At 63.5% G+C, this 16,437-nt stretch carries 14 protein-coding genes; 10 read left to right on the top strand and 4 right to left on the bottom strand.

Annotated features, from left to right (window positions below; genetic code table 11):
* Positions 1–91 precede the first annotated feature (91 nt).
* The 3 genes from AC1Z32_RS06865 to AC1Z32_RS06875 form a co-directional block, all read right to left on the bottom strand.
* Positions 92–1,492: a sensor histidine kinase gene (locus AC1Z32_RS06865; protein ID WP_483477932.1), complete on the bottom strand. Its 1,401-nt coding sequence runs from the start codon at positions 1,490–1,492 to the stop codon at positions 92–94.
* A gap of 208 nt (positions 1,493–1,700) precedes the next feature.
* Positions 1,701–1,979: an HU family DNA-binding protein gene (locus AC1Z32_RS06870; protein ID WP_483477933.1), complete on the bottom strand. Its 279-nt coding sequence runs from the start codon at positions 1,977–1,979 to the stop codon at positions 1,701–1,703.
* A gap of 178 nt (positions 1,980–2,157) precedes the next feature.
* Complete coding sequence (locus tag AC1Z32_RS06875) at positions 2,158–3,252, bottom strand: LacI family DNA-binding transcriptional regulator (RefSeq protein WP_483477934.1); 1,095 nt, start codon at positions 3,250–3,252, stop codon at positions 2,158–2,160.
* Between the two features lie 166 nt (positions 3,253–3,418).
* On the opposite strand from AC1Z32_RS06875, the gene AC1Z32_RS06880 reads away from it, so the two are divergent.
* From AC1Z32_RS06880 to AC1Z32_RS06925, 10 genes are all read left to right on the top strand, one after another.
* Positions 3,419–5,011, top strand: a complete 1,593-nt coding sequence (locus tag AC1Z32_RS06880) for an acyl CoA:acetate/3-ketoacid CoA transferase (RefSeq protein ID WP_483477935.1) — start codon at positions 3,419–3,421, stop codon at positions 5,009–5,011.
* Positions 5,004–5,786 carry an enoyl-CoA hydratase/isomerase family protein gene (locus AC1Z32_RS06885; RefSeq protein WP_483477936.1) on the top strand — a complete coding sequence of 261 codons (783 nt, stop codon included), beginning with the start codon at positions 5,004–5,006 and terminating at the stop codon, positions 5,784–5,786. The genes AC1Z32_RS06880 and AC1Z32_RS06885 overlap by 8 nt, the downstream gene beginning before the upstream one ends.
* Position 5,787: 1 nt before the next feature.
* Positions 5,788–7,317, top strand: coding sequence for an aldehyde dehydrogenase family protein (locus tag AC1Z32_RS06890; protein WP_483477937.1), 1,530 nt, complete (start codon positions 5,788–5,790; stop codon positions 7,315–7,317).
* A gap of 91 nt (positions 7,318–7,408) precedes the next feature.
* A complete protein-coding gene (locus AC1Z32_RS06895; RefSeq protein WP_483477938.1) occupies positions 7,409–8,665 on the top strand; it encodes an ABC transporter substrate-binding protein in 1,257 nt (418 codons plus the stop codon).
* Between the two features lie 78 nt (positions 8,666–8,743).
* Entirely contained in the window at positions 8,744–9,718 is a 975-nt protein-coding gene (locus tag AC1Z32_RS06900) for a carbohydrate ABC transporter permease (protein ID WP_483477939.1), read from the top strand.
* A gap of 59 nt (positions 9,719–9,777) precedes the next feature.
* Entirely contained in the window at positions 9,778–10,641 is an 864-nt protein-coding gene (locus AC1Z32_RS06905) for a carbohydrate ABC transporter permease (protein ID WP_483478221.1), read from the top strand.
* A gap of 3 nt (positions 10,642–10,644) precedes the next feature.
* Positions 10,645–11,748, top strand: a complete 1,104-nt coding sequence (locus AC1Z32_RS06910; RefSeq protein ID WP_483477940.1) for an ABC transporter ATP-binding protein — start codon at positions 10,645–10,647, stop codon at positions 11,746–11,748.
* Between the two features lie 14 nt (positions 11,749–11,762).
* Entirely contained in the window at positions 11,763–12,542 is a 780-nt protein-coding gene (locus tag AC1Z32_RS06915; RefSeq protein WP_483477941.1) for a 3-ketoacyl-ACP reductase, read from the top strand.
* A 9-nt stretch (positions 12,543–12,551) separates the two neighbouring features.
* Positions 12,552–14,276, top strand: a complete 1,725-nt coding sequence (locus AC1Z32_RS06920; RefSeq protein WP_483477942.1) for a GMC family oxidoreductase — start codon at positions 12,552–12,554, stop codon at positions 14,274–14,276.
* Positions 14,179–15,357, top strand: a complete 1,179-nt coding sequence (locus tag AC1Z32_RS06925; RefSeq protein ID WP_483477943.1) for a dihydrodipicolinate synthase family protein — start codon at positions 14,179–14,181, stop codon at positions 15,355–15,357. Before AC1Z32_RS06920 ends, AC1Z32_RS06925 begins: the two co-directional genes overlap by 98 nt.
* 62 nt (positions 15,358–15,419) lie before the next feature.
* On the opposite strand, the gene AC1Z32_RS06930 is transcribed toward AC1Z32_RS06925, so the two are convergent.
* The gene (locus AC1Z32_RS06930) at positions 15,420–16,436 is read right to left on the bottom strand and encodes a Gfo/Idh/MocA family protein (protein WP_483477944.1); all 1,017 of its coding nucleotides are present in this window, start codon (positions 16,434–16,436) and stop codon (positions 15,420–15,422) included.
* Position 16,437: the final 1 nt, after the last annotated feature.

Consider the following 16,437-nt stretch of genomic DNA (forward strand, 5'->3'; position numbering starts at 1 on the left):
GCTCAACGGTGACGGACGGGGACCAACAATCGCGCACGGTGTGTTGGCGCGGAACCGTCAATCGCTGGCTCGCGGCGACGCCCCGGGGCGCTTATGCCTGGCCGGGTTTCACCATGAGCGGCAGACGCACCTGAAAGGTCGTTCGTCCCGGGCGTGAACTGACGAGCAATGCGCCACGGTGCCGGTTGACCACCGTCTGATACGAAATCTCGAGGCCCAGACCCATGCCTTGGCCCGGCGGCTTGGTGGTGAAAAAAGGTTCGAACAGATGCGGCATGACGTCGTCTGCGATGCCGGTCCCGTTGTCGGTGACCTCGACCACTGCCTCGTCCATCTCGCGGTACGTCCGGACGATGATGTCGCCCCTGCCGCTCGTCGCGTCGATGGCGTTGTCGATCAGGTTGGTCCACACCTGATTCAGCTCGCTGCCATACACAGTCAGTCGCGGCAGGCTGCGATCGTAATCGCGCTGCACCGTGATGCCCTGCTTGAGCCGGTGTTGCATGATGATGAGCGTGTCTTCGATCCCCTCGTGAATATCCACCTCCTGCAGCGGCGCCTGATCCATGCGCGAATAGGATTTCATCGCCCGGATGATCTCCGAGATTCGGAGCGAACCCACGCGGATATCGTCCATCAGCGCGTCGAGCTCCAATGTCGAAGCCAGCCAGTTGATCGCAGCGGAGAACTGCTCTTTGGTCAGCACGACTGCGAGCGGGCCGAGTTCCTCCTGCAGGATTCCCGAGCCGATGAGGCATGGCGCCTGAAGCCAGGGTTTGGCCACGCCCTGCGCGACGAGCCATTCGCAGAGCGCATCGACTGCCTGATTCTGCTTCAGGGCGTCGATACCCGACGCAACGCTCGCGACCTCCCGGCGATCGCCCAGGCCCTCCAGGATTTTCAGTGCCTCGACAGGGATCGCGTTATTCCTCAAATCGACGTCCGCAGCCTTTAGCGTGGCCAGCGCGGCGACGGCACAGTCGGCCGTTCGCACCAGCGCGGCCGCGGGATTGTTCAACTCGTGCGCGAGGCCAGCGGCAAGCGTGCCAAGGGCAGCGAGTTTTTCGCGGTTGCGCAGCGTCGCCTCCAGGTTGGCGAGGCGATCGAAGGAGCTGTGGAAGATCAGCTGGCAGAACGTCTCCGAGCCGACCAGCAATTCGCGGAACGCGCGCTCCGGCAGCAGCGCGAGGCGTCCGTCCGTGACCGCGTTGAGCGTGCTGGGCGCGGGCGCACCCGAGAGCAGCGAGACGGCCCCGAAAAAGCTTGGCGCGATGTAGCGCGCCGTGGGAATGTGCTGCCCGCGTGACAGCTTCGTAGCGGCGACCTCGCCCTGCAGCACGATGTGAAAGTTGGATCTCTTCTCGCCTTCGCCGGCAAGAACCTCCCCCGCCGCGAAGCTCACTTCGGTGAGCTGTTCGCGTAGCCACTGCAAGAGCGCTTCTGACAGATCCGCGAAGAGCGGATGCGAGCGCAGTTCCTCCAGCTGGATCATGACGCTGACCTAAGAGGCGAACAGAACGAGTCCCAAGTGAAGTGGGCACTCACGACACATCGTGACGCCGCCATGCGGCTTCAGAAGGATTGTAGTGCGCACGCGTCGACGTCGCGGCGTGTCGTTGGATCGGGTAGCGGCGACCGGAGCAGCCGCCGGATCGGTTGCGAAAAGAGCGGTTGGCGAAACGAGGGCGGGCCGCCCGTCGTCACGCCTGGTTGACGGCGTCCTTGAACGCTTTACCCGCCGTGAACTTGACCGTCTTCGCTGCTGCGATCTCGATCGTCTCACCCGTCTGCGGATTCCGGCCGGTCCGAGCGGCGCGCTCGCCCGACCCGAACGACCCGAACCCGATCAGCTGAACGGAGTCTCCTTCGGCCACCGCTTTCGCGATCGTGTCGAACACGGCATCGATCGTCTCGGCGGCGGCGCTCTTGCTCATGCCGGCCTCGGAGGCCACGGCGTCAATCAATTCCTGCTTATTCATAAGTCTTTCTTCTCCTTCAATTGAAAAAGGCGTTGCCAAGGGGATGTCATCTTACCAACGGATGGGCCCGCTCACGCCCGTCACGTCCGCCCGATGCGGTGCCGCGCTCGATCATCCGCGGCACAAGGAACGATCTTACGCCCCGACGACTCCCGTCACGTCGAATCGAGCAGCACGCCTATTTGCGCTTCGCCATGCTTCGCGCCGGCTCAAGTTTCGGAAGCGCTTCCGCACCGCTTCCGGATCTTTCGTGAACCGCGGCCCCGGTGCTCGACTCCCTGACGACGAGTTCGGGTTCCGCGAAATACTGCACCGGTGGTTCCGCATGCTCCCCGGTTTCATGGAGTCTCGCGAGCAGGATGCGGCTCGCCATCGTGCCGAGCTTGTCCGCCCCCGCTGACAATGTCGTCAAGGGAGGGTTGGTGTGTTCGGCGGAAACGACGTTGTCGCACCCGACGACAGCCAGAGCCTTGCCTGCGCGCTTGCCCATCCGGTCGAGTTCGTGCAGCACGCCGAATGCCACCTGATCGTTGTAACAAACGACGGCGGTCGGCGCCGGCTTCATGTCGAAGATCGCGCGCACGGCATTCCGGCCACCGGCTGGCGTCAGCTCCACGTCGATGATCCACTCTTCGCCGACGGGCAGCCCGTGTTTGCTCATCGCGGACAAATAGCCCTGCCGGCGCTGATTGGCGACCGCGTACCCCTTTCTGTTTCCGGCGAACGCAATACGCGTGTGACCCTGTTCGATCAGATGCTCGGTCGCCAGTTCGAAGCCGTGCGTGTTATCGACGCCGACCGTATCGACATCCGCGCCCATCGGACGCATGACGAGCACGAGCGGAATGCCCCACGACTGGATTTCGGCGGGCATGTCGTCCGGCGTCCCCAGCGCGGGCGACATGATGAGCCCGGCGATGTTCTGCTCGCGCATCGAGCGCAGCACGCGCGTCTGCGTCTCGACGCTTTCCGCCGTGTGCGCCATCAGCGTCGTATAGCCCGACTGTGCGAGCACGCGCTCGATCGCCACGAGCAGCTCGACGAAAAACGGATTCGTCAGATCGTTGATCACCATGCCGATCGTCGTGCTGCGCCGCCCGCGCAGATTCGCCGCGCCACGGTTGTACACGTAGCCCAGCGCCCTCGCCGCCTCGCGCACCTTTTCCGCCGTCTCGGCCTTGATGCGCGGACTCTCCTGCAACACCAGCGACACCGTCGATTTCGATACCCCGGCCGCCGCGGCGATGTCCTGAATGGTCGGGCCGGATTTCATGTTGCTTTGCACAATTGGAACGTTCCAAAAAGCGTTTGACAGCGTGATTTGAGTCTACTACAGTTTGTTGGAACGATCCAACGCACCGAAATTGGAACGTTCCAACAAAGAGAAACATGACGTGTCCCGTCCCGCTTCGCTGAATAAAAGTTCGAGGAGATTTGCCGTGCGTTCCAGCAAGCTTGTTTCATTGGCCCACGCAGCGAGCCTGATCGGCGATGGCGACATCGTCACCGTGAGCTCGTCGAGCGGTCTCGGCTGCCCCGACGCGATGCTCGCCGCGATCGGCGCGCGCTTCGAAGCCGAAGGGCATCCCCGCAACCTGACGATGCTGCACCCCATCGCCGCCGGCGACATGTACGGGATCAAGGGCATCGATCACATCGCGAAGGAAGGACTGATTCAGACGGTCATTGCAGGCTCCTTCCCGAGCGGCCCGTCCAGCCTGCCGATGCCCGCCATCTGGCATCTCGTCACCGACAACGCCATCCGCGCCTATAACCTGCCGAGCGGCGTGCTCTTCGACATGCATCGCGAAGTCGCGGCGAAGCGGCCCGGCGTGCTGACCAAGGTCGGTCTCGATACCTACGTCGATCCCGATCGTCAGGGCGGCGCGATGAATGCGCAGGCGGCCGAACATCCGATCGTCGAGAAAGTCACGTTCGCGGGCGACGAATGGCTGTACTACCGGAACTTCGTGCCGCGCGTCGCCATCGTGCGGGCAACCACGGCGGACGAGCGCGGCAACCTCTCGTTCGAGCATGAAGGCGCGCTGCTCGGCGGACGCGATCAGGCGCTTGCCGCGCGCAACAACGGCGGCATCGTGATCGCGCAGGTCAAGCGTGTGGTGAAGGCCGGTTCGCTGCACACGCAGCAGGTTCACATTCCGTGCAATCTCGTGGACTACGTGGTCGTCGATCCCGAGCAGAAGCAGACCACGCAGATCGAATACGACCCGGAAATCAGTGGCGAAGTGAAGCTGCCGGACAGCGCGTTCGCGTTCGCCGATTGGAACGCCGACAAGGTGATCGCGCGCCGTGCCGCGATGGAGCTCGCCCAGAACGATGCCGTGAATCTGGGCTTCGGCATCTCCGCGAACGTGCCGCGCATTCTGCTCGAAGAAGGCTATCGCGACGATGTGACGTGGGTGATCGAACAGGGCGCGGTCGGCGGCGTGCCGCTTCTGGGTTTCGCGTTCGGCTGCTCGGGCAATGCCGATGCGATCATGCCGTCGCCGTCGCAATTCGTGTACTTCCAGGGCGGCGGCTTCGACGTCTCGCTGCTGTCCTTCCTGCAAGTGGACCGCTTCGGCAACGTGAACGTGTCGAAGCTGCCGAGCAAGCCTTATCTCACCGCCGGCTGCGGCGGCTTCATCGACATCACGACGCACGCGAAGCGAATCGTCTTCAGCGGCTATTTCACGGCGGGCGCGAAGATCGAAGTGGGCGATGGCCGCCTGAAGATTCTCAAGGAAGGCAAGAAGAAGTTCATTGCCGATGTCGATCACGTGACGTTCAGCGGCCGCATGGGACGGCGGCGCAATCAGGACGCGCTGTACGTCACCGAGCGCTGCGTGATCCGGCTCGGCGATACGGGGCTCGAAGTGATCGAGATTGCGCCGGGCGTCGATCTGCGGAGGGACGTGCTCGATCAATGCGACATCGAACTGGCTGTCTCTCCTGCCCTCAAGACCATGGATGCGTCGATTTTCACGGACGCGCCGTTCGGCCTTCGACTGAAGGAGGCGCGTCATGGCTGATCCGCAACTCATTCACATCGAGACGCAGAAGGCCGTCGCTATCGTCACGCTGAACCGGCCCGACAAGCTGAACGCGCTGACGCCCGAGATGCTCGAGCAACTCGAACTTGCGGCGGCGCAGCTCGAAGCGGATGCCAACGTGCGCGCCGTCGTTCTCACGGGCGCGGGTGATCGGGCGTTCTGCGTCGGCGCCGATATCAACCAGTGGTCCGCGCTCGCGCCGCTCGACATGTGGCGCGTGTGGGTCGCGCGCGGTCATCGCATCTTCGATCGCTGGGCTGCGCTGCGTCTGCCGGTCGTTGCAGCGATCAACGGCCCCGCGTTGGGCGGCGGTCTCGAACTGGCCGCGGTCGCCGACGTGCGCGTGGCCGATCCCGCCGCCACCTTCGCGCTGCCCGAAGCCAGCATCGCGACCTGCCCCGGATGGTCGGGCACACAGCGGCTCGTCTCACTGATCGGCCCGAGTCATGTGAAGTCGCTTGCGCTCACCGGCCGGCGTATCGATGCGCAGCGCGCGTATGGCATCGGACTGATCGATGAAATCTCCGCGCCGAAAGAATCGCTCGAAGCGGCCATCGCCATCGCTGAAAAGATCGCGGCGCTCGCGCCCGTCTCCGTGCAACTGACGAAGCAACTGATCAACGCCGCCTCGGGATTCGGGGCCGGCGCAACCCTGGAAGCCATGGCAGGCGCGCTGTCCGCGACGACGCACGACGCGCGCGAAGGCATGGCGAGTTTCCGCGAACGGCGCCCGGCGCAATACGAGGGTCAATGACATGACGTACGACACCGCAACCACGCTCCTGAAGAGCGATAACGCAATGGCTCATGAGGTCTTTCACGGCCGCATGTATATCGGCGGCAAGTGGCTCGAGTCCGCGAGCGAACAGCGCTTCGAACGTCGCAGCCCCGCGCACGGGCACGTCGTCAGCACGTTCCCGGAAGCCACGTCGGCGGATGTCGAGCGCGCCATCGCAGCCGCCGACGCCGCCTTCCGCCACGGTCGATGGCCGAAGCTCAAAGGCGCTGAGCGAGCCCGCGTACTTCTCGCCGTCGCCGATGGCATCAAGGCCCGCGTCGAAAAGATGTCGCTGCTCGAATCGCTCGAAACGGGCAAGCCGCTTGCGCAGGCGCGCGGCGAAGTGTCGGGCTGCGCCGATCTCTGGCAGTACGCGGCGAGCCTCGCACGCACGACCAGCGGCGATGCTTACGACACCCTCGGCGAAGACATGCTCGGCATCGTGCTGCGTCAGCCCATTGGCGTGGTCGGTCTCATCACGCCGTGGAATTTCCCGCTGTGGATTCTTTCGCAGAAGCTTCCGTTCGCGCTGGCCGCCGGTTGTACGTGTGTCGTCAAGCCGAGCGAACTGACATCGAGCACGACCGTCATGCTGATGGAGATTCTCGAGGAAGCGGGCGTGCCTTCCGGCGTCGTCAATGTGGTGACGGGGAAAGGGCCGTCCGTCGGCCAGCCGCTCGCGGAGCACGACGCCATCGACATGTTGTCGTTCACGGGATCGACGCGGGTCGGCAGCCTGCTCGGCGGGCTCGCATCGAAGAAGCTGAAGAAGGTCGCGCTCGAACTCGGCGGCAAGAATCCGCAGATCGTTTTCGCCGATTGCGACTGGGACGCGATGATCGACGCCGTCGTATTCGGCGTGTATTTCAACGCGGGCGAATGCTGCAACAGCGGCAGCCGCGTGCTGGTGCATGAATCCATTGCGGAGCGATTTGCAGAGGCCGTCGTCGAGCGCGCGCGGCAGGTGCCGGTTGGCGATCCGCTGCATCCCGATTGCAAGATCGGCGCGATCGTCAGCGAGAACCAGTTGGGCGAAATCCTCGGCAATATCGAAAAGGGTGTTGCGGCAGGCGCGCGCCTGCGTCTGGGCGGCAAGCGCTACGACGCGCAAGGACTCTATCTCGAGCCGACCATCATCAGCGACGTCACACCCGACATGAGCATCGCGCGGGAGGAGATCTTCGGCCCCGTGCTCGCGATCATCCCCTTCTCCGATGCCACGCAAGCAATCGAGATCGCCAACGACACCGCCTACGGCCTCTCCGCCGCCGTCTGGAGCAGCGACATCGACACGTGCCTGACCGTTGCGCGCGGCGTCGATGCGGGCACGGTCTGGGTCAACACCTTTCTCGATGGTTATCCCGAACTGCCCTTCGGCGGCTTCAAGTCGAGCGGCGTCGGACGCGAGTTGGGCAAGCAGGCCGTCGAAGATTACACCGAGACGAAGACGATCCAGCTTCATATCGGCGAGCGCAGGAACTGGTGGTTGCCGCGTCCCGCCGCCTGATCGCGAAGCCACCCGACATCACGCCACGGCATGCCCGCCGTGGCGCCCACAAGAAAGCCCGTCAAGAGAGCGTTTCATCATGGAGACAGAGATGTTCAAGAAGCGTATTGCTGCAATCGCAGTGGGTCTCGTTGCCTGCCACGCGCTGTCCGCGGCCGCCGCCGATACCAAGCAGGTGGAAGTCATGCACTGGTGGACTTCCGGCGGTGAAGCCAAGGCGCTCACCGTTCTCAAGGACGGCCTGAAAACCAGGGGCTACGCGTGGAAGGACAGCCCCATCGCGGGCGGCGGCGGCGAAGCTGCGCGCACGGTGCTGAAGGCGCGCGTCGCATCGGGCAATCCGCCGGATGCGATCCAGATGCTCGGCTTCACGATCCCCGAGTATGCGCAGGAAGACTATCTGCAGAGCCTCGATGCCGTTGCATCGAAGGAAGGCTGGGACAAGCTCGTGCCCGCGCCGATCCAGAAGTTTTCGAAACCCGACGGACACTGGATCGCCGCGCCCGTCGACGTGCATCGCACGAACTGGATCTGGGCGAACAAAAAGATCTTCGACGAACTGAAGCTCACGCCGCCGAAGACGTTCGATGAACTCGTCGCCGCTGCGGACAAGATCCGCAAGGCCGGCTACATTCCGCTCGCGCATGGCGGACAGGCATGGCAGGAAGCGACCCTCTTCGACAGCGCCGTGATGTCCGCGGGCGGGCCGAAGTTCTACCAGCAGGCGCTCGTCAAGCTCGACCCCGGCGCGCTCGGCTCGAAGACCATGGAAAAGGCCTTCGACCAGATGCGCGCGCTGCGCGGCATGGTCGATCCCAACTTCCCGGGCCGCGACTGGAACCTCGCCACGTCGATGGTCATCAGCGGCAAGGCCGCGATGCAGATCATGGGCGACTGGGCGAAGGGCGAGTTCGCATCCGCGGGCAAGCAGCCGAATGCCGACTATCTGTGCTTCCAGTATCCGGGCACGGAAGGCGCCTTCATCTTCAACACCGACCAGTTCGCCACCTTCAAGAAGGGCGACGCGAGTCTGCCGGGTGAATACGCGTTCGCATCGACGATCATGGACCGCGGCGTGCAGGCGAAATTCAACCAGATCAAAGGCTCGATTCCCGCGCGCCTCGACGTGCCTCAGGACGGCTTCGACGAATGCGGCAAGAAGTCGATGAACGACATGCGCGCCGCGCTCAAGACCGATTCGATGGTCGGCAGCTTCGCGCACGGACACGCCATGCCGGATGGCCCGAAGAACGCGGTCTATGACGTCGTCACGCACTTCTTCAATTCGAACCAGTCCTCCACCGACGCGGTGAAGGCGCTCGTTGCGGCCGTGAAGAACGCGCAGTAAGCCAACTGGTCCTCGCGCGCAAGCGGCGCTGCGCGCCGTTATCCGCGAGGCTCGTCATCTCCGACGACAGGTGTTGCCATGCTCTTGCACAATCGCGCCCACGGGGCGCCCGCTCTGGAAGATCTGAAGCACGGCTCGGACTACAGTCCGACGAACAGGCGATCGACATTGCGCAATCGCTTCGAAGCGGTTCTGCCGAAGCTCGTCCTCAGTCCGACGCTCATCATCACGCTGATCTTCGTGTACGGATTCATCGTGTGGACCACGCTGCTTTCGTTTACACGCTCACGCGCTTTCGCCAACTTTCACTGGGCCGGACTGCTTCAATATGGCCGCGTGTGGGAGCATCCGCGCTGGCATGTGGCGATAGGCAATCTCGGCATCTATGCATCGCTCTATGTCATGCTTTGCATGGCGCTCGGCCTCGGGCTCGCAATTCTGCTCGATCAGCGCATTCGCGCCGAAGGCGGTCTGCGCGCGCTCTTTCTCTATCCGATGGCGCTCTCGTTCATCGTCACGGGCACCGCGTGGAAGTGGATTCTCAATCCGGGTCTCGGCCTGACCAAGCTGTTCCATGACTGGGGATGGACGAGCTTCCACTTCGACTGGATCATCAGCGACGACATGGCGATCTACACCATCGTCATCGCCGCCGTGTGGCAGGCCTCGGGCTTCGTGATGGCGATGTTTCTCGCCGGCCTGCGCGGCATCGATCAGGAACAGGTGAAAGCCGCGTCCATCGACGGCGCGCGCATGCCGGCCATCTATCGCCGCATCATCATTCCGCAGTTGCGGCCCGTGTTCGTATCGGCGTTCGTGATCCTCGTGCATCTGGCCGTCAAGAGCTATGAACTCGTCATCGCGTTGACGGGCGCCGGCCCCGGCTACTCGACCGAACTGCCCTCGACCTTCATGTACTCGTTCACGTTCACCCGTAACGAGCTCGGCATGGGCGCGGCGAGCGCGGTGATGATGCTGTGCACCGTCGCCGCCATCATGGTGCCCTATCTCTATTCCGAAATGCGACCGCGCCGCAAGAGCGCGGGCCACTGATTCATCCGCCAGCCTTTCAGGAGACAACGATGACTACCAAGACATGGGACTCGCCACAGATGGTGGTGGGCAAGCACAACTACGTCTCGCGAATCGTGATTTATTCGCTGCTTGCGATTGCGGCCGTGGTCTATCTCGTGCCGCTGCTCGTGATGCTGCTGACCTCGTTCAAGCCGCTTCCCGAAGTGTATTCCGGCAATATCCTCGCGCTGCCGCATCAATGGACCATCGCCGCGTGGGAAAAAGCGTGGGGCTCGGCCTGCGTGGGACTCGACTGCTCCGGCGTCAAGGGCTTCTTCTGGAATTCATTCCGGATGGTATTCGCGGCCGTGGCGGTATCCACGCTGCTCGGCGCATTGAATGGCTATGTGCTGACCAAATGGCGCTTCAAGGGCGACAACCTGCTGTTCGGCCTGATCCTGTTCGGATGCTTCATCCCGTTCCAGATCGTGCTGATTCCGATGGCGTCGTTTCTCGGCAAGATCGGTCTCGCGCAATCCATCACGGGGCTCGTGTTCGTGCATGTGGTCTATGGCCTCTGCTTCACGACGCTCTACTTCCGCAACTACTACATCGCGTTCCCGGATGAACTGGTGAAAGCCGCGATGATCGACGGCGCGCGCTTCTTTCGCATCTTCTTTCGCATCCTGCTGCCCAACTCGGTGCCGATCATCACGGTCACCGTGATCTGGCAGTTCACGAACATCTGGAACGACTTCCTGTTCGGCGCTTCGTTCACGACAGGCAGCTCCGCGCCGATCACCGTCGCGCTGAACAACATCGTGAATACGTCGACGGGCGTCAAGGAATACAACGTCCACATGGCCACGGCCATGATCGCCGCACTGCCGACGCTGTTCGTCTACATCGTGGGTGGTCGCTATTTCGTTCGCGGTCTGATGGCCGGCTCGGTCAAGGGGTAAATCATGTCTTCTCTGCACGTATCCAAGGTTCGCAAGGCCTACGGCTCCACCGAGATCCTCAAGGAGATCAATATCGATGTCGACGACGGCGACTTCCTCGTGCTCGTCGGCCCGTCGGGCTGCGGCAAGTCCACGCTGCTTTCGCTGATCGCGGGACTCGACACGCTCTCGGGCGGCGAAATCCGTATCGGCAACGACAAGGTCAACGACCTGCATCCGAGCGAGCGCGACATCGCGATGGTGTTTCAAAGCTATGCGCTCTATCCGAACATGACCGTCGGACAGAACATCAGCTTCGGTCTTGAGATGCGCAAGGTTTCGAAGATCGAGCGCGAGAAGGCCGTGCAGGATGCCGCGCGTCTTTTGCAGATCGAGCATCTGCTCGACCGCCGTCCGGGCCAGCTTTCGGGTGGCCAGCGTCAGCGGGTCGCGATGGGCCGCGCGCTCGTGCGTCATCCGAAAATCTTTCTGTTCGATGAACCGCTGTCGAATCTCGACGCGAAACTGCGCGTCGATATGCGCACCGAGATCAAGAAGCTGCATCAGCGCCTCGGCGCGACCATCGTCTACGTGACGCACGATCAGATCGAAGCGATGACGCTCGCCACGCGCATCGCCGTGATGAAAGGCGGCGTGCTGCAACAGCTCGGCACGCCCGCCGAGGTCTACAACACTCCGGCGAATACGTTCGTCGCAACTTTCATGGGCTCGCCGTCCATGAACCTGATTCCCGCGCGCATCGAGCGGGCGGATGGTTCGCTTCAGCTTCGCGTCGGCAGATCGAGCGCGATCGCGCTCGATCTGCCGACGCAGAGCGCGGCCGTCGACCGCTATGTCGGCAAGAAGGTGATTGCGGGTCTGCGTCCTGAGGCGATCGGCGTCGAGAACGAGCGCGCCGCCGCGGCGCTGCGAACCGTGCCGGTGACGATCAACGTGCTCGAACCGACAGGCCCCGACACGCTCGCCGTGCTCGATTTCGGCGGCATGGAAGTGTCCGCGCGTCTTGGCGCCGACATGCCGCACGCGTCAGGCGAGCGATGCGAATTGCGCGTCGACCTGTCGAAGCTCGTGCTGTTCGATGCCGACACGGAAGTGCGGATTCACTGACGGATGGTGCAGCCATGAGCAAGCCAGAGGGAAACTGTTCGACCGCATTGGTGACGGGCGCGCGGCGCGGTATCGGCAGATCGATCTGCGTGGCGCTCGCGCGGCGCGGCTTCGATATCGTGCTGACGGATGTCGTGCATGACGAAGACGCGGATATGACCTGCGCGCTGGTGCGCGACGAAAGCCGCGACGCCCTGTTCATACGAAGCGACCTGAGCGATGTGGCATCGCATGCGCGTGTCGTCGAAGAAGCCGTGCGCTTCAAAGGCGGCATCGAATGTCTCGTGAACAACGCGGGCATCGGTTCGCCCAGCCGCGGCGATCTGCTGGATGTATCGCCGCAAGCCTTCGATGCCGTGCTCGGCGTCAACCTGCGCGGCACGTTTTTCATGACGCAGGCGGTTGCGCGCCATATGGCGTCGGTAACGTCGAGCATCGCGCGGTCGATCGTCACGGTGTCGTCCGTATCGGCGGAAATGGCCTCGCCCGAGCGTGCCGAATACTGCGTATCCAAATCCGCGCTGCGGATGATGACGCGCCTGTTCGCCTTGCGGCTCGCGAGCGCGAATGTCGGCGTATTCGAAGTGCGGCCCGGCATCATCCGCACGCCGATGACGGCGGGCGTCGCGCAAAAGTACGAAGCGCGTTTCGGCGAAGGTCTCGTGCCCGCCGGACGCTGGGGCGAAAGCGACGAAGTAGGCCAGGCCGTCGCGACGCTCGCCGATGGCGCGCTGCCCTTCGCAACCGGCAGCGTCGTCAACGTGGATGGCGGTTTGTCCATCCCTGCCTTCTGAGCGACCGACATGAATACGACGACATACGACTATGTGATCGCGGGCGGCGGCTCGGCGGGCTGCGTGCTCGCCAACCGCCTGAGCGCCGATCCTTCGATCAGGGTGCTGCTGCTCGAAGCGGGCGGTTCCGACCGGCATCCTTTCTTCTCGATGCCGGCAGGCTTCGCGAAGATGACGCGCGGCATCGGCTCGTGGGGCTGGTTCACGGTGCCGCAAAAGCATCTCAACAATCGGGTGCTGCGCTTCACGCAGGCGAAGGTGATCGGGGGCGGCTCGTCCATCAACGCGCAGATCTACACGCGCGGCGTCCCGGCGGACTATGACGACTGGGAACGGAAAGCGGGCGCGACGGGCTGGTCGTATCGCGACGTGCTGCCGTATTTCAGGAAGTCGGAAAACAACCAGCGCTTCGCCAACGAGTACCACAGCTACGGCGGCCCGCTCGGCGTGTCGAACCCGATCAGTCCCTTGCCGATCTGCGAGGCTTTCTTCCAGGCGGGACAGGAACTCGGCATACCGTTCAATCCCGACTTCAATGGCGCAAGCCAGGAAGGGCTGGGCTATTACCAGCTCACGCAACTGAACGCGCGCCGCTCGTCGGCCGCTGCCGGATTCATTCGTCCCGTTCTCGGGCGGCCCAACCTCACGGTATGGATGCAGGCGCGGACGCTTCGCGTGATCGTCGAAGGCGGCCGTGCGACGGGCGTCGAATACGTGTCCGGCGACAGCCGCGACCCGAAGGTCGTGCGTGCATCGCGCGAGGTGATCGTGGCGTCGGGCGCGATCGGCTCGCCGAAGCTGCTGATGCAGTCGGGCATTGGTCCCGCCGATCATCTCGAGTCTGTCGGCATCCGGCCTGTGCATCATCTTCGAGGCATCGGCTCGAATCTTCAGGACCATCTCGATCTGTTCGTCATCGCGGAATGCACGGGCGATCATACCTACGACAAGTACAACAAGCCGCACCACGCCGCGTGGGCCGCGCTGCAATATCTGCTGCTGAAGAAAGGGCCGGTTGCGTCGAGTCTTTTCGAAACGGGCGGCTTCTGGTATGCGGACAACGACGCGCGCGACCGTTCGCCCGACATCCAGTTTCATCTGGGCTTAGGCTCCGGCATCGAAGCCGGCATGGCCAAGCTGAAGAACGCGGGCGTCACGCTGAACACGGCGTATCTTCGCCCTCGCTCGCGCGGCACGGTTCGTCTCGCCAGCAATGATCCGGCCGCCGCGCCTTTGCTCGACCCCAACTACTGGGCCGATCCGCACGATCGCGACATGGCGATCAAGGGCTTGCGTCTCGCCCGCGACATCCTGCGCGCGCCCGCGTTGAAGCGCTATGTGCAAAGCGAGATCCTGCCGGGCGCGCGCGCGAACACCGAGCAGGAACTGTTCGACTATGCCTGCGCGAATGCGAAGACCGATCACCATCCAGTAGGCACCTGCCGTATGGGGCGGGCCGATGATCCGGACAGCGTCGTCACGCCGGATCTACGTCTGATCGGGCTCGAAGGGCTGCGCGTCGTCGACGCGTCCGTCATGCCCTATCTGCCCTCGTGCAACACGAATGCTCCGACGATCATGGTCGCCGAAAAAGCCGCCGACATGATCGTTCAATCCCAGACATCGAGAGGAATCCATGAAGATCAATCTGCCGACCAGGGAAGGTTCAATCCAGCCATACGCGATGCAGCACCGCGACGACCGGCTTCCGCCATCCAGCGCGCCGACGTTTGACCGCATCGCGTATGCGGCGGCGCATGTCGTCGTCGATCCTTCTTACGCTTATGAACCCTGGGGCGATGCGCCGCGCATCGACTGGGACGCCACGCTCGCATTTCGCAGCTATCTCTACGGCCTCGGCTTCAAGGTGGCGGAAGCGATGGACACGGCGCAACGCGGCATGGGCATCGGCTGGAAGACGGCAGCGGAGCTGATCCGCCGCAGCATCGCGCATGCGCGCGGCATTCCGGGCGCGGATCTCGCGTGCGGTGCGGGCACGGATCATCTCGATGGCGGCCGTGCGCATACGCTCACCGACATCGTCAACGCCTATGCGGAGCAGTTCGACGTGATCGAATCGGCGGGTGGCCGGCCTATCATGATGGCGAGCCGCGCGCTCTGCGCCACGGCGCGGTCCGCCGACGACTACCAGCACGTCTACGACGCCGTCCTCTCCGCGTCGCGCAACAAGGTGGTGCTGCACTGGCTCGGCGATGCTTTCGACGCGTCGCTCGCGGGTTACTGGGGCAGCCGCGATGTATCGACGGCGATGAACACCGTCCTCGACATCATCGGGCGTCATCGTGACAAGATCGAAGGCATCAAGATTTCCCTGCTCAATGCGGACTACGAGCGTCAGCTACGATCGCGGCTTCCCGAAGGCGTCCTGATGTTCACCGGCGACGACTATAACTACGGCGAGCTCATCGCCGGAGACGGCACGCGGCACTCGCATGCGCTGCTCGGCATCTTCGATCCGATCGCGCCCGTGGCGTCGGCGGCGCTCGCGAAGCTCGCTGCAGGCGATCTCGACGGCTACCGGCATCTGATCGATCCGACTGTCGCGCTCTCGCGCGAGCTGTTCGCAGCGCCGACACAATACTACAAGGCGGGCGTCGTCTTCCTCGCATGGCTCAACGGTCATCAACGCCACTTCTCGATGGCGGGCGGCATGCAGTCGGCGCGATCCGCCGTGCATTACGCGGAAGTGTTCAGGAAGGCCGACGCGGCAGGCGTCCTTGTCAGGCCCGAACTGGCCCATCAGCGCATGAGCCGATTTCTCGCGCTGAATGCGGGCATCGACAACGCTCTGTAAATGGAAATGCCCACGCCTGCGAGACAGGCGTGGGCATCGAGGTTCATCGTTTCAGTCTGGGGTCATGGCAAAACCGGCGCCTGCATCGTCACGTGCCGTCCCGTTTTCGCCGCCTCGTCGAGAGCGAGTGCCGTGGCAAGCGATTGATACCCGTCACGGCCGCTGGCCGCTGGGCTTTCGCCCAGCAAGACGGCTCGATGAAACTGCGCAACGCCTGTCGTGTACAGATCCGCGTGCGAGATCCCGATGATCTCCTCGCCACGCGCGGTGCGCAGCATGATCTCCCCGACCGGGCGTTGAGTCATGACATCGCGTGCGAACAGCGACCCCTCGGTGCCATGCACCTCGAGTCCCGTATTCGCGAACGGCACGGTGAATGCATCGTGGATCTGGGCAAGCACGCCGTTGTCGAAGCGGATGATACCCATCACGCCATCCGCGAGCCCCTCCTTGCCCATGCTTCCCGACGCGGTCATCGCGCTCACTTCCACCGGCTCCGCGTCGAGCAGGAACCGCAACGTATCGGCGTCATGCACCGAGATGTCGAGCACGACGCCACCGCCCGCATCCGCCCGCTCGATGCGCCAGCCGCGCAGATGAGGCGGCAGCGATACGGCGTGAAAAACGCGGGCAAACAACGGTCTGCCGATAGCGCCGGCGCGAATCAGCTCGCGCATGCGCCGATGACTCGCGGCGCAGCGAAGATGATGGTTGGTGGCGAGGACCACCCGTTTCTCCGCGCATCTTTCAATCATTTCGCGCGCATCGGCGGTGGACATCGCGAGCGGCTTTTCACACAGGACGTGCTTGCCTGCCGACGCGGCTTCGAGCACTTGCTGCAAGTGCTTTTCATTGGTGCTGCTGATGTAGACCGCGTCGATCGCCGGGTCCGAGAGCACCTGCTTCAAGTCCGCGCTTGCCCTCGGAATGCCATGTTTGTCCGCGAATTGCCGCGCCCGAGCGAGGTCGCCGCTGACGACCGCCTCGATCGAGCCGTCGGGCTGGGAGCGAATCGCGTTGATCATCCATTCTTCGGCAATCGTGCTCGCGCCGATCAAAGCCCACCGAATCGTTGCCATG

The sequence above is a fragment of the Caballeronia sp. 11_S32 genome (genome assembly GCF_056930355.1).